Origin of the sequence: Qipengyuania profundimaris (assembly GCF_030717945.1) — a bacterium.
Lineage (GTDB): Bacteria > Pseudomonadota > Alphaproteobacteria > Sphingomonadales > Sphingomonadaceae > Qipengyuania > Qipengyuania profundimaris.
This window is the reverse complement of record NZ_JAVAIM010000001.1, coordinates 2,234,608-2,248,010: the sequence shown is the minus strand read 5'-3', so window position 1 is coordinate 2,248,010 and position 13,403 is coordinate 2,234,608. Positions and strand designations below refer to the sequence as shown.

Here is a 13,403-nt window from a genome sequence, read left to right as displayed (position 1 = left end):
AATTAACCAGAAGCCGCCGATCAATGGCTCGTCCTCTACGTCCGTCGAGAGCAGCCGTCTGGGATCGCGGTTTTCGAATGCATCCCGCCCGATGCTTCCAGTCATTAATAACCGCATGCGCGCAATCTTGCCCGATACTTGCATTGGTGTATTGCTGACGCTGATTGGTTCGGGGGTCGCATGTTTCGTTTCGCATATCTCGCCTTGTTGGCGACAGTGGTTTCTGCAGCGCCTGTTGCGGCGCAGCAAACGGGCGGTCATTCCGCGCAGGCGGCTTCTTCCCGTCCGCCGATCATACCGGGCGCGGCTTTCGCCAAGCGCAGCCCGTTCTCGCACACGCAGCTTTCGCCCGACGGGAAAGTGATTGTCACCAAGGCCGTTGTCGACGGTGAACAATCTGTGGCGCTCATCGATGCGGCGACGCAAGAACCCTTCCGGCGCTTTTCGATCGGCGAGGAGCATGAGATCGAATGGGTGCGCTGGGCGGGAAGCGACAAGCTGCTCGTCTCCCTCTCGGCCAGCGGACAGTGGCGTGGGGACGATGTGCGGTTCACTCGCCTGACCTTCGTCGATCTCAAGACCGGCGCGATGGAAGTGCTGGGTGCGAAATTTCCCACCATCGATGGCGACAACGTCGTCCATATCGCGAAGGATGGATCCTACGCACTCGTATCCGTACAGAAGTCGCTCTACGAATACCCGAGCGTCATGCGATACGAGCTTCGGGAAGGTGGCGACGCGCGCATCCTCCAGCGCCCGATCGACGGTGTGTGGGACTGGTATGCCGACGATGCCGGCGTGCTTCGCCTCGGGATCGGCTATCTGCACCGCAAGATGCGTATCCATTACCGGGCCAACGCCGACGACAAGTTCCGCCTGATCGAGAAGATCAAGGAAGACGAATTCGAGGAAAAGTTCTGGGACGTGCGCCAGATCGTCAGCGGGTCCGATGAAGGCTACGTCCTGCGCGAAGGCGAGAACGGGCGGGTCGGCCTGTATCTCTACAATCTCGCCACGCGCGAGCCGATCGAGACCGTGTTCGAACATCCCGAACATGATCTCGACGCCGTCGTCATGCGCGACGGCAAGCCGCTCGGCGTCTATTATGCCGACGACCGCGACCGCGCGCACTGGTTCGATCCCGAATACGATCAGCTCTACAATGCGCTGAGCGGCGCGTTGAAAGAGGAAGAAGTCTGGGTTGCATCGCGCGCGGAGGACAATTCGCGCATGATCGTATGGGCAGGCGGCTCGGCCGATCCCGGTGCCTATTACCTGTTCTCCCCTGCGGAGAAGAAGCTCGACCTGTTCATGGAGCTTCGGCCCCACATCGACGAAAGCCAGCTCGCGAAGCCGAAGCCGGTCACCTATACCGCGCGCGACGGAACGAAGATCCGCGCCTATCTGACCACGCCCAGAGGGCGCGAAGCGAAAGGTCTGCCGCTGATCGTGCTGCCGCATGGCGGACCGTACGGCGTGCGCGACAAGCTCGACTACAACGATGAGGTCCAGCTACTCGCCAATCTCGGCTATGCCGTTATCCAGCCCAATTTCCGCGGCTCGGGCGGCTATGGCGAGAAATTCTTCGAGCTGGGCAGCGGGCAGATCGGCCGCGCGATGCAGGACGATCTCGACGATGCGATGGATTGGGCCGTCGCCGAGGGCATCGCCGACAAGGATCGCGTCTGCGTGGTCGGCAGTTCCTATGGCGGGTACGCCGCGCTGTGGGCCGTCATTCGCAATCCGGACCGCTATCGCTGCGCCGCCAGCTTCGCCGGGGTCACCGACTGGGAGCTGATGCTCAAGTACGATCGGCGCTATTTCAGTCGCAAGGCGGGCAAGAAATGGGAACAGCGCGTGCAGGGCGAGGAAGAGTTCGACCTCGACAGCGTCTCACCCTATCGGCTGGCGGCAGGCCTGAACCGTCCGGTACTTGTTGCGCATGGCAAGGAGGACAACAACGTCCCGTGGTCGCAGTTCCGCAAGTTCACCAATGCGGCGGAGGATGCACCGGTCAAGCCTGTAGAACTGCTGTTCGAGAAGGAGGGGCACGGCTTTACCGACCCCGCCAACGAGCAGAAATGGTACGATACGCTGGTCGCCTTCCTCGCAGAGCATAACCCCGCCGACTGAAGCTGCACTGCCCTATTCGGAGGAAAACTCGCCGTGTTGCAGGCGCGAAGCCTTGCACCACGGCGCATCCGTATTACGTTGGACCCGTGATCAAGGAGCTTTTCCAGCATGCCGCCACGACCGACGGAATTACCGTCCGGGTCGCGGTGAACTTCCTGCCCGAACAATCGCAGCCCGAAGCGGGCAAGTGGTTCTGGGTGTATCACATCCGCATCGAGAACGGCTCGCATGAGCGCGTCCAGCTGATGACCCGCCACTGGCGCATCACCGACGGGCGCGGCATGGTCGCGCATGTCGATGGCGAGGGCGTGGTCGGCGAACAGCCGGTGCTACGCCCGGGCGAGAGCCACGATTACGTCAGCGGCTGCCCGCTGGAAACGCCGCACGGCTCGATGGAGGGCTTCTACACCTTCCACGCCGAAGACGGCTCGCCGCTGGAAATCCGCATCCCGTTCTTCCCACTTGCGGCTCCTGCCACGGCGGATTGACTGCCGACCGCTTTTAGGTGGAAGGCGGACGCTAGATAATCACGCCCTGACGGTAAGCGATCTTGGCTGAGCCCAGAATTTTGCTTCCACGCTTTGTTATTTCCAAACTAACTGATGGACGCTGAATTCGAGTGAATAGAACACCAAGACAGTCGTAAAGTCTCATGTCCCGGCCAACATTCGCCTCGACGTGGAGTTGCAACGAATCCGGATCGGGCCCGTAATTGCGAATGACAGCGTCTTCGCCATAAAAACGCTCGATCGTCTGCCGGATAAACTTTGCCTCATGCTCCTCCAACATAGCTGGGTTTTGGGGAGGAAGGGGAGACGAAGCTTCAGGCATCAGATACCTATATCCGCTACGGCAACGTTCGCAAACGGGTCGAAAGCAGACATCCATACTTGACGCCGAGAGCTAGCTAACTCCCAGCTGCGACCTTCGCTTCAAGCCCAAGCCAGTCGGCTAGCCGTTGCAACTCCGTTTCAACCGGCCCCGCCGCCAGTGCCGCGCGTTCGGGATCGAGGCGCAAGACCAGCGCCCCGTTTTCGCGCCGTAGCGAGCTGTGCGACAGGCTCTCGCGCGTCCCCGCGCCCAGCCGTTGCGCCAATCGCAGGCCGAGCCCCCATGTCATGCCCTCGCGCAGGTCGTCGTCGCTGGCGAGTTCGCGCAGGCGGTCGGGCAGTTCGGTGCGGCCGAGCGAGCCGACCAGCGCCGCGCAGATCATCGCGCGGCCCCGCGGGCTGAGATCGATCCAGCGTTTGTCGAGAGACCATTCGACCGCGTTCTTCAGCCGCAAATTCGGCTCCACCCGTCGGAGCGAGGCGGCAAGCTGTGCGGCGGCGATCCGCTTACGCTCGTCTCCGGGGCGGGATTTCTCGACGAGGTCGGCGGTCCAGGCCGACACCAGCGTCGCGTCGATCACGTGGCTATCCCGCGCGGCAGCGAAGGCGCCGACACCGGCCAGCAGAGGGTCGCGCGCCTGCTGGGCCGCATCGAGCCGCGCATATAGCAGCCCTTCGCGAATGCCCCAGCTCGAAAACACGAGCTCTTCCGGCTCGAATTCCTCCAGCAACGGACGCAGCAGAGCGGCGGCATCGGGCAGGTATTCAGACCTCATGCTGGAAATGCCGCTGATGTTCGACAGCTTCTCCGGTTTCGCATCGACCAGCTCGGCCGCCATGCGGTCGGCATCTTCGACCGAGAGAACGAAGCCGTGCGGATCGTCGAGCGGATAATCGAGCTCGCGCATGGCGTAGGACGCCAACGCGCGCCATGTGCCGCCGATCATGTACATCGGGCCGGAATGGTCCGCAGCCCAATCGACGTCATTGATCGAGGTCCGCACGCGATCTTCGAACCCGCCCGCGGCGCGAACGGCGGGAAGGCGCAAGGTGCCGAACGGCAGGGAAATGGCATCGTGGCACGCGTTCTGCCCGATGGAGACCAGTTCGAGGCTGCCCCCGCCCAAATCGGCGACCACGCCATGCGAGCCGGGAAAGGCACCCAATGCGCCATGCGCGGAGATGCGAGCCTCTTCCTCGCCGCTCAGCAGGCGCGGTTCCAATCCCAGATCGGCCACCGCCGACAGGAATTCCGGCCCGTTTTCGGCATCGCGCGGAGCGGCAGTCGCAACGGTCTGGATGTCCTCGATGCCGAGGTCGCGGATGATCAGCGCATAGCGGGCCAGCGCAGCAAGCGCCTCGTCCTGCGCCTCTTGCGGGATACGCCCGGTTTCCGACAGGTCGCGCCCCAGCCGCGCGGCAACCTTCTCGTTCCAGACCGTTTCGGGTGCGCGTTTGCTGCCTTCATAGATGACCAGCCGGACGGTGTTCGATCCGATGTCGATCACGGCGCGAGGGGGCTTCAGCAGGCGCGCGGCGGTCCCGCGCTTGCGGTTCACGTGTGCTCGCCCTTCAGGGTAAGGCGCGGCACGTCATGGGCCTTCAGCGCATTGCCGCGGCCCGACAGCGACGGGTTCTCCATGAAATATTCGTGGCAGTTGAAGCCGTCTTCGCCAACCCGCATCCGCTCGTATTGCCCGTCCGCGCCCAGCCGCCAGCTGCGCTCGGTATCGAGGATGTTGGCCAGCATCACCTGATCGACCAGCTGGTCGTGTACGGTCTTGTTGGTGACCGGCACCATGACCTCGACGCGGTGCTCCAGATTGCGGCTCATCGCATCGGCGCTGGTGATCCAGACGTCGGCTTTCTTGCTCGGCAGGTCCGCCCCATTGGCAAAGGCCCACATGCGGCTGTGTTCGAGGAAGCGGCCGATGATCGATTTGACGCTGATATTGTCCGACAGACCGGGCACGCCTGCGCGCAGGCTGCAGATGCCGCGCACCACCAGCACGATCTCCACGCCTGCCGCGCTCGCCTCGTAGAGCTTGTCGATCACGCCCTGGTTGGTGATCGAGTTCATCTTGGCCCAGATGCCCGCTGGCTTGCCCTTGGCCGCATTGGCGATCTCGCGATCGATCAGTTCGTAAAGCTTGTCCTGCAAGCCGATCGGAGAAATTGCGAGCTTCTCGAGGTCGGTCGGCTCGATATAGCCGGTGACGAAGTTGAACATCTTCGCCGCATCGCGCCCCAGGGCAGGGTCGGCGGTGAAATAGCTGAAATCGGTGTAGATCCGCGCATTGACCGGATGGTAATTGCCGGTGCCGAAATGGCAGTAGGTGGCGTAGCCATCCTCATCGCGGCGCACGACCAGGCTGACCTTGGCGTGGGTTTTCCATTCGGTGAAGCCGTAGATCACCTGCACCCCGGCGCGCTCCAGCTCGGTCGCCCACTGGAGATTGCGTTCCTCGTCGAAGCGGGCCTTCAGTTCGACCACGGCGGTCACGGCCTTGCCGTTTTCCGCCGCTTCGATCAGCGCGGCGATCACCGGCGACTGGTCGCCCGCGCGATAGAGCGTCTGCTTGATCGAGACGACCGCCGGATCGCGCGCGGCCTGGCGCAGGAAATCGACCACCACTTCGAAGCTTTCGTAGGGGTGGTGGATGACGATGTCCTTCTCGCGAATGGCGGAGAAGCAATCGCCGTCATGCGCCAGGATGCGTTCGGGATAACGCGGGCTGAAGGGCGTGAACTTGAGATCGGGGCGCGGTTCGCTGCATACGGCGGCAAGGTCCGCGAGGCCAAGCATGCCGCTGGTCTTGACGGTCATCTCCTCGTCGACTTCGAATTGCTCGCGCAGCAGGGCCTCGGCCACCTCGTCGCATTCGTCGTCCAACTCCAGCAGCACCACATTGCCGCGGCGGCGGCGCTGGATGGCGGTGCGGAAGAAGCGCACGAGGTCTTCGGCCTCTTCCTCGACCTCGATGTCGCTGTCGCGCAACACGCGGAACAGCCCGTCGCCGAGGATCTTGAAGCCGGGAAACAGCAGTTCGGCGAACTCCACCACCAGCTGCTCGATGGAGACGTAGATCGCCTTCTCGCCCGGGACGCGCACGAAGCGCGGCGCGGCGGTGGGGATGAGGACCATCTCCATCAGATCCGCCTTGCGCTTGCCGCGCTTCAGCCGGAAGATCACGCCCGCGCCGAAATTGGCGACGAAGGGGAAGGGGTGGCTCGGGTCGATCGCCTGCGGCGTGATCAGCGGCAGGATGTCGCTTTCGAAATAGTCGCGCAGCCAGCCTTTCTGCCCCTCATCGAGATCCTCGAAGGTCGCGATCCAGATGCCTTCCAGCGCGAGCAGGCGGCGTAGATCGTCCAGCACGCGCTGCTGGCGCACGACCAGCGCCCCCATCTGCTCGCGGATCGCCTCCAGCTGCTGCTGCGGATCGCGGCCGTCGATGCCCAGCGTTTCCAGCCCGCGGCTCGCCTGACCCTCCAGCCCCGCCACGCGGATCATGACGAATTCGTCGAGATTGCTGGCGCTGATCGAGAGGAAACGCAGCCGTTCGAGGAGCGGGAAGGCCTCGTTCTCCGCTTCGGCCAGCACCCGGCGGTTGAAGCTCAGCCAGGACAGCTCGCGATTGACGTAGCGCGTCTCTGGCGTGTCGAAGCGCGCAGGCGCTTCGGGCGCGGGATCGGGCGATACGTCGTCGTTCATGGCGAGCGGGGTCTTCGGCATTCCCACTGTGTGCCGCATGTTGCAGCCCTGTGACAAGCTTCTCCCGAACCGCAGCGACTTGTGCGGCAGCGCAGCATTGCCTAAGTCGCCTGCCTGATGAAGCGCACGCACCTGCCCTTGAACGCCTTGCGCGTATACGATGCCGCCGCGCGGCACCTCTCGTTCACCCGCGCTGCGGACGAGTTAGCGGTGACGCCCGCCGCCGTCGGCCAGCAGATCCGCGCGCTGGAGGATCACCTCGGCACGGTGCTGTTCCGGCGTACCAGCAAGGGGCTGGAACTGACGCAGGAAGGCGCGGCCGGGCTCGATGCGCTGCGTGAAGGCTTTCTCAAGTTCGAGGAGAGCGTCTCCGCCATGCAGGCAGGGCAGGCGAACGACAGCTACACCATCGCCGTGCCGCGCGAATTCTATGCGCAATGGCTCGCCCCGCGGCTGGCGAAATACACGGCCGAGAACCCCGATATCAGCTTCACTTTCGTGCCCGACGAGAATGCCGATTTCACCGAGGTCAATCTCGACTTCGCGATCCGGTTGGTGGACGGGCCGGGCGATCTGCAAGGGGTCGAACTCGCCGCCGCGCGCCGCGTAACGGTGGCTGCCCCCGGTGCGCCCGATCGCTGGATCGACTGGGGCCTGCCGCTGCAGGACGGCCAGCCGGCGCATGTCACGGTGAGCAATGCCGGGCAGGCGCTGTCCTCCGCGATGGCGGGGCTCGGCCGGGCGATCCTGCCCGAACTGCTGGCCAAAGACGCGATCGAGGCCGGGCGGCTGGAACTGCTCGACGGGCCGGAACCGGGCACGCGCGCCTACTGGCTGGTCGCCCCGACGCCGCAATGGCGCACGAAGAAGGTCAAGGCCCTCGTCGCCTTCCTGACATCCTAGTTTTTCGCAGCCGCATCCGCGGCTGCATCCTCGCTACACGCGCAGCAAGCTGCACCCGCTGCGGGCGGCCGTGCAGGTGGCCTTTGGCCAGCTGCGGCTTCGCCTTCGCTCCCGGCCTTGCCTCGGCTGGTGCCTCGGTTATCAACGCGCGCCATGACCGAGGCCCAATTGCAGACCGAGCGCTTCACCCTGCGTCCCTTGCGCGCAGGCGATGAGCAGGCGCTGTTCCCCACGCTGGGCGACGAGGCCCAGTGCCTCTATCTCTCACGTCCAGCCTTCGCCTCGGCGGAGGAGCTGTGGGGCTGGCTCGCCGAACCCGATTGGCCGGGGCGCACCTGGATTGCGGAGGATGGCGATGGCCGGGTGGCGGGCCGCTTCGTCGCCGTGCCTGCCCATGAGGAAGGCGTGCTGGAGATCGGCTACATCACCTGCATCGACCGGCAGGGCGAGGGCGTCGCGTGCGAATGCACCGCTGTGCTTGTAGAGCACCTGCTGAACTCCGGCACCCGCAAGATCATCGCCGAGGTGGATGTCGAGAACACCCCCTCGATCCGCCTGCTCGAACGGCTCGGGTTCACCCGCGAGGCGCTGTTTCGCGAGCACGAGACCACGCACAAGGGCCTGTGCGACGTCGCGGTCTACGGCCTGCTCGCCTCCGACTCCAGACGGTCGAAGTAAGCGAATACGTCCGCCAGACCCGGCGGGTCCGTCTCCCCCCGCAGCTTGGCGAGCGCCGGGGCGACCTCCAGCCGGTACTCCGTCTCCGGCCCTTGGCTCCCAACACGCTCCGCCCCCAGCCTGCGGATGAAGCCGCGCGCAGCGTCGTTTTCCGCCAGCACATGCGCGCTGAACGCATCGACCGCCTCGTCTGCCGCATCCAGCAGCAGCGTCGCCGTCAGCAGCCGTCCGAGGCCGAGCCCGTGGTAAGCGTCCACCACGCCGACCGAGAACTCCATCACCCGGTCCGCCGCATCGGGCCGCATCGCATGGACCACCGCCATCGCTGGCTCCTCCGGGTCCGACAGGTCGATCGCCCCCCAGGCAAGGTGGAGCGTGCCGTCGGCATCCAGCAGCCGCTCGATCACCCAGTCGGGCGGGCTCGTCGCGCCGGAGAAGAAGCGCAAATAGCGCGAGCGCGGGCTCATCCGCGCGATCCCGGCGCGCAGCCGCGCCTCGTCGGCCGGCGTCACCGTGCGGATGCAGATTCGCCGCCCGTCCTCCAGCCGCGTCTGGATGGAAGCATCGCCGCACGCGCCGCTCCAGCGGGTTTTCGTTCCGGATGTATTGGCATGGTCCATGGTGCGCACTTTTCAGTTTGTGCGGGCACTATACTCCGAGCCGGCGGGCGTGGCGAGGCTATCGCCGTGAGCGCTTGCCGTCAGAACCGTCGCATCACGCCGATCCTGCCTTGAATATAGTCGTAGCCGGACCCGATCGTCGCCGTGTTGGAAGGCGTATCGGTGTAGGTCACGTCGCCGAACGCGGTCCAGTTCTGGGCATTTCGCGGGCTGTGGAAACGGAGGTGGGCAAAGTTCGATTGGCGCCAATCCGTATTGGCATCGCGCTGCGCCCCGATGCCCCCGGCCCCGACGAGTTCCCAGCCGCCGACGAAGCGGCGCAGTTGCACCACGGGCAGGGCCTGCGCGTACCAGCGCGGTGAATAGTAATCGAACTCGCCCGGATCGCTGTCGCGGAAGTAACGCCCCCGCAGTTGCAAGCTCAGGCCCCATTCGGGTTTGACCACGTGCACGTAGTTCGCCCGCGCATGAAGGCGAAGGTTGTCACCGGTGAACTCCTGCACGCCGCCCAGCACCGTGACGATGTTTCGCTCGTTCAACGGCAAGTCGATCGCCGCGCCGATGAAGGTGGAATAGATATCCTCGTCCAGCCCGCGCTGCGTTTCGACCACGTCGCGCTCGATGAAGACTTCCTTGCGAAACGCGGAATTGTCGTGAGCGGACGCGGAGCCGATGATCGTATGGCCGTCGGTGCCGGCCAGTATCGCAATGTCCCAGTCGCCGCTGGTAGTCGCGAAGCGTCCGAACACGCGCTCGCGCTCGCGCGTGCCCGTACCTGAAGGGTCGTACCACGCTTTCTCGACGCGGACGCCGATCCGGTCGTTCTCGCCCGCATTGCGCAGGTCGAAGTCGATTGCGGTGCGCAGGATGTCGGTGTCGTCGCTATCGCTGGAGGCGAAGACCTCGGCCCCGACCGCGGGACCCGGCTCAATGTCCTGTGCCGCGAGCGCAGCAGGCATCGCCGTTGCCAGCGTGACTGCCGCGATTGCGCTCTTGTATCTCAATTCCACTGTTTGCGGCCTCCGAATAGTTCGGCGAAATAGCCCCACACCGAAACCGGCTGCATCAGCAGCGGATAGATGAAGGCATAGAGGAGAAAGCCGGGCAGGCTTTTCTCCATTTCGATGTCGTTGCGTTTCAGCATCCGGGTCTGGATGCGATAGATGACGATGTTCCACAGCGCCGCCAGTGGCAGCACCAGCAGGGTGATCGGCCCCGCCAGCCAGAAAATACCCAGCAATGCCAGGATCAGTCCGGGGATGAAGGCAAAGGTGAAGGTCAGGTCGATGCTGACGAACAGCAGGTTCCACCAGATGAACATGGTGCGCAACTTGCGCATCTTGAGCAGTGGTTTGTGGATCGCCAGCGCCTCGATCATGCCGCGGGCCCAGCGCTTGCGCTGTTTGGCCAGGCCCTTGAACGTCTCGGGAGCGTGCGTCCAGGCCACGGCGTCTTCCGCGTGGCCGGTCTTGTAGCCCTTGCGGAGCAGAGACCACGTCAGCACGATATCCTCGCCCACTGTGTCCGGCCAGCCGCCTGCCTCTATCAGCGCGTCCTTGCGATAGATCGAGAACGCGCCCTGTGCGACCAGCGTGCCGTTATACATGCCCTGCATGCGCTTTACGGCGGCGATGCCGTGGAAATAATCCCACTGCTGTGCCCGCGTGACCCAACTTTCGTCGTGGTTCGCGACCAGCACCGATCCGGCGATCGCCTTGGTTTCTGGCGGGCTGGCATGGAGGTGTTCGACCAGCGAGACGAGGCAACCCTTCTCCAGCAGCGTGTCGGCGTCGATGGTGACGATGAGGTCGTGCGAAGCGAGCTTCAGGCCGTGATTGAGGACGCGCGCCTTGCCCCGGTTCTTTCGCTCGCTCACAAGTTGCAGTTCCATGCGCGGGTGGCCTGCGAACAGCGCCTCCTGTGCGCGCACCGCATCGGCCGTGCCGTCGGTCGAGCCGTCGTCGAGCACCATGATCTGCAGCTTGCCGGGATATTCGAGTTCCGACAGGCTCCGCAATGTCTCTCCGATCAGCGCCTCTTCGTTATAGGCGGCGATCAGGATGCTGAGCGAGGGCCAGTGTGCGGGTGTGCGGCGCAGCGGATCGGGGCGGAACACCAGGCTGAACAGCAGGAAGGCGTTCATGAACCCCGGCACATAGGCGACGAAGGCCAGCACGAACAGCGCGACGATCGGATGGCTCAGATCGCCGAGGTCGCTCAGCCAGGGCAGCGACAGCCAGATGCTGAACACCACCCAGGCCATGGCCAATGCGATCGACACCGTGAAGCGCAGGGCCGACTTGCGGTCGCGCTGGTCCCAGTATTTGCGGCTGAGCGGGGCGCTTCCGCCGGCAGGGGAGGGGGCGGCGATTTCGGTCATGTAGTTTAAGCCCGTCTTTTCCCTGATGCGATCCGGTTTGTTGTCGCAGCTTCCAGAGCGAACAAAAGTTCCAGCAAATTCAGTCGACTATGGTTAACGGCTGGATAACCCTGATCCCGAACACTTCGCTAAACCCGCACTGCCATGGTGATCCCGAAGCCAAGGGGATTTTCCATGTACGACACGCTTGCCAACCGCCTTATCGACGGGGCGCTCGCTCTGGTCGTGCTCGGTGGGAATGCGGCTGCCGCGCTGATTGGTTTCTGAGCCGGCGGGATCACTCGGCATCCCGTGCCGCCGCGCTGCCCTCGCGCTCGATCCGGTCGGCAGCGGCATGTGCCTTGTCCTCGACCTTCTCGACCACGTTTTTAAGGTCCGGCGGTTCGGCCAGCCTGTGTTCGCGGGTCGCGTCTTCCAGCGTCGACCAGGCCCCCCAGACCAGCAGCAGCGCCAACGCCGCAGCTACCCCGGCGAGGGCGAATACGCCGCCGGCGCGCGTTTTGCCGTAATCGTAGTCGGCCTCGCCTGACTGCACATCGTTCATAATGGACCCTTGTTCTTCGCGGTTGGCCGCGCCCTGGTTCGTTGTGGAGGAGAAGAAACCCGCCGGTTACCCTGTTGGATGCAGGCAGGTAATGCAGTTCATCGCTGCAGTGCACCATCTCGTCGGTCGTTAACCATAGTCGTTAACCTTTGCCCCGCTTTCGCGATGCTGGCGCTACCTCGCCCGGCCGAGTGAAGCTTGCGCGCAGATCGGACGCGCTCCCTCCAGGTCGCCCCCGCGCCAGACTGTCCCGCCGGGCGGCGAGGGCGTCAGACCAGCCCTTCTTCCGCCAGCACCTCGTCGCGGATGTTTTCGTAGAGCGGGTGGCCGGGGACGATGCGCCGCATGTCCTCGCGATACTGGCCGCGATAGGCGAGGATGAAACACAATAGCGAATTGGCCCGCGGGTTGGAGAACCCCTCGGCCAGCGCCCGCTCCGTCGCGCAATCCTCCAATCGCCACACGCCGTATTCCACCGCCTCGTCCCACGCCGCCGCGAAGCCTTCCGCCCCGGGCAGTTTCCGCAGCTTGTAGAGCGCCTCCATGCTCTTCCCGATGGAGCGCGCCGCCTGCACGACGATCCCGGTCGCCGCCAGCGTGGCGACGAAGCGCCGCTGGAGATCGGGCGTGATCGAATTACGGCGCGGCTGCTTGTGGAGATAGGGGGTGAAGGCGAGGAGCGGGTCGTCCTCCTCCGGCAGGTCGGAGGTGTAGGCGACGGCGGAGGTCGCCTGGCGTGGAGTGGCGCGGGTGGGGGTGGGGCGGTCTGACAAAAGCTGAACCTCTCAAACTGGCGAAATCAACCGAGCCGCAGGCGAGGCAAGGGCGACCGCCCGCCCGAGCTTATGCGAGGAAGCCAAGCGACGCGGATGCGTCGCGCCCGGCGTTTGAGGGACGAAAACAAAAAACTGCGAAGTAGGAAAACGCTTTCGCCCCTACGCCCCGCCAGCCTTTAGCCACGCCAGCGCGCCCGCTTCCATCCCCTTGAACTTGGGCCAGCCGTCGGGATTGTCCGCCAGCGGCGCGCAGGCGAGGGCGGTGCCATCGGGCAATTGCCATTTGATCCGGTGGTAGAGCCTGGAGCGGGTGAGGTGGGAGCGCACCAGCCATAGGCCCTTGGCCAGCGGGTGCGCATCGCCATGCATGTCGAACGGCTCCGCCGGCGCGGCCCCGGGATCGTGCCAGATCAGGTAGAGCGAGGTGTCCTCGGCCACGCTGCCTTCCTAGCTCAACAACCCGAATATCAGTGCCAGCAGCACGAAGCCGACCAGCCCGGCGATGAAGATCGCCCGGCTGCGACGCTTGGTCAGAATAATCTCCGCCCCGCGAGCCTTATCGGCATCATGGTGGATGGGTTCGTCGTTTCGGTCCGGTGGTGTGGGCATGGCGTTCTCCTTGCCGGAACCAACGGGTGAGGGGCGGGGGAGGGTTCCGAAGCTCGGGCGAGTGTCTCACTATCTGGCGAAATCACCGAGCCGCTGGCGAGGCAAGGGCAACCGCCCGCCCGAGGTTATGCGAGAAAGCCAAATAGCGCGCAAATCCGATCCGCCCGGCGGATACACGAAGCCAGAAAAAATGCGTTCAACGAGACGGTCTTTAA

The 13,403-nt window shown here is 64.5% G+C and carries 14 protein-coding genes; 4 read left to right on the top strand and 10 right to left on the bottom strand.

Annotated features, from left to right (window positions below):
- Window positions 1-180 precede the first annotated feature (180 nt).
- Together Q9K02_RS11035 and apaG are read left to right on the top strand one after the other, a co-directional pair.
- Complete coding sequence (locus Q9K02_RS11035; protein ID WP_305932932.1) at window positions 181-2,133, top strand: alpha/beta hydrolase family protein; 1,953 nt, start codon at window positions 181-183, stop codon at window positions 2,131-2,133.
- Window positions 2,134-2,222: 89 nt separating this feature from the next.
- Window positions 2,223-2,621: a Co2+/Mg2+ efflux protein ApaG gene (apaG, locus tag Q9K02_RS11030; protein ID WP_305933506.1), complete on the top strand. Its 399-nt coding sequence runs from the start codon at window positions 2,223-2,225 to the stop codon at window positions 2,619-2,621.
- Window positions 2,622-2,652: 31 nt separating this feature from the next.
- On the opposite strand, the gene Q9K02_RS11025 is transcribed toward apaG, so the two are convergent.
- From Q9K02_RS11025 to Q9K02_RS11015, 3 genes are all read right to left on the bottom strand, one after another.
- Window positions 2,653-2,964, bottom strand: coding sequence for a hypothetical protein (locus tag Q9K02_RS11025; RefSeq protein WP_305932931.1), 312 nt, complete (start codon window positions 2,962-2,964; stop codon window positions 2,653-2,655).
- A gap of 76 nt (window positions 2,965-3,040) precedes the next feature.
- A complete protein-coding gene (locus Q9K02_RS11020) occupies window positions 3,041-4,522 on the bottom strand; it encodes a Ppx/GppA phosphatase family protein (protein WP_305932930.1) in 1,482 nt (493 codons plus the stop codon).
- Window positions 4,519-6,699, bottom strand: coding sequence for an RNA degradosome polyphosphate kinase (locus tag Q9K02_RS11015; protein WP_305932929.1), 2,181 nt, complete (start codon window positions 6,697-6,699; stop codon window positions 4,519-4,521). Before Q9K02_RS11015 ends, Q9K02_RS11020 begins: the two co-directional genes overlap by 4 nt.
- Window positions 6,700-6,795: 96 nt before the next feature.
- On the opposite strand from Q9K02_RS11015, the gene Q9K02_RS11010 reads away from it, so the two are divergent.
- Together Q9K02_RS11010 and Q9K02_RS11005 are read left to right on the top strand one after the other, a co-directional pair.
- The gene (locus tag Q9K02_RS11010; RefSeq protein WP_305932928.1) at window positions 6,796-7,581 is read left to right on the top strand and encodes a LysR family transcriptional regulator; all 786 of its coding nucleotides are present in this window, start codon (window positions 6,796-6,798) and stop codon (window positions 7,579-7,581) included.
- Between the two features lie 153 nt (window positions 7,582-7,734).
- Window positions 7,735-8,259, top strand: a complete 525-nt coding sequence (locus Q9K02_RS11005) for a GNAT family N-acetyltransferase (RefSeq protein WP_305932927.1) — start codon at window positions 7,735-7,737, stop codon at window positions 8,257-8,259.
- On the opposite strand, the gene Q9K02_RS11000 is transcribed toward Q9K02_RS11005, so the two are convergent.
- The 7 genes from Q9K02_RS11000 to Q9K02_RS10970 all read right to left on the bottom strand — a co-directional run bounded on the left by Q9K02_RS11000 (window position 8,220) and on the right by Q9K02_RS10970 (window position 13,188).
- The gene (locus tag Q9K02_RS11000) at window positions 8,220-8,879 is read right to left on the bottom strand and encodes a GNAT family N-acetyltransferase (RefSeq protein WP_305932926.1); all 660 of its coding nucleotides are present in this window, start codon (window positions 8,877-8,879) and stop codon (window positions 8,220-8,222) included. The genes Q9K02_RS11005 and Q9K02_RS11000 overlap by 40 nt on opposite strands.
- Before the next feature lie 80 nt (window positions 8,880-8,959).
- Window positions 8,960-9,883: a hypothetical protein gene (locus Q9K02_RS10995; protein WP_305932925.1), complete on the bottom strand. Its 924-nt coding sequence runs from the start codon at window positions 9,881-9,883 to the stop codon at window positions 8,960-8,962.
- Window positions 9,880-11,259 carry a glycosyltransferase family 2 protein gene (locus Q9K02_RS10990; RefSeq protein WP_305932924.1) on the bottom strand — a complete coding sequence of 460 codons (1,380 nt, stop codon included), beginning with the start codon at window positions 11,257-11,259 and terminating at the stop codon, window positions 9,880-9,882. Before Q9K02_RS10990 ends, Q9K02_RS10995 begins: the two co-directional genes overlap by 4 nt.
- Before the next feature lie 277 nt (window positions 11,260-11,536).
- A complete protein-coding gene (locus tag Q9K02_RS10985; RefSeq protein ID WP_305932923.1) occupies window positions 11,537-11,803 on the bottom strand; it encodes a hypothetical protein in 267 nt (88 codons plus the stop codon).
- Between the two features lie 269 nt (window positions 11,804-12,072).
- Entirely contained in the window at window positions 12,073-12,576 is a 504-nt protein-coding gene (locus tag Q9K02_RS10980) for a hypothetical protein (protein WP_305932922.1), read from the bottom strand.
- Window positions 12,577-12,738: 162 nt separating this feature from the next.
- Window positions 12,739-13,017: a hypothetical protein gene (locus tag Q9K02_RS10975; RefSeq protein ID WP_305932921.1), complete on the bottom strand. Its 279-nt coding sequence runs from the start codon at window positions 13,015-13,017 to the stop codon at window positions 12,739-12,741.
- Window positions 13,018-13,026: 9 nt separating this feature from the next.
- Window positions 13,027-13,188, bottom strand: a complete 162-nt coding sequence (locus tag Q9K02_RS10970; protein ID WP_305932920.1) for a hypothetical protein — start codon at window positions 13,186-13,188, stop codon at window positions 13,027-13,029.
- Window positions 13,189-13,403 lie beyond the last annotated feature (215 nt).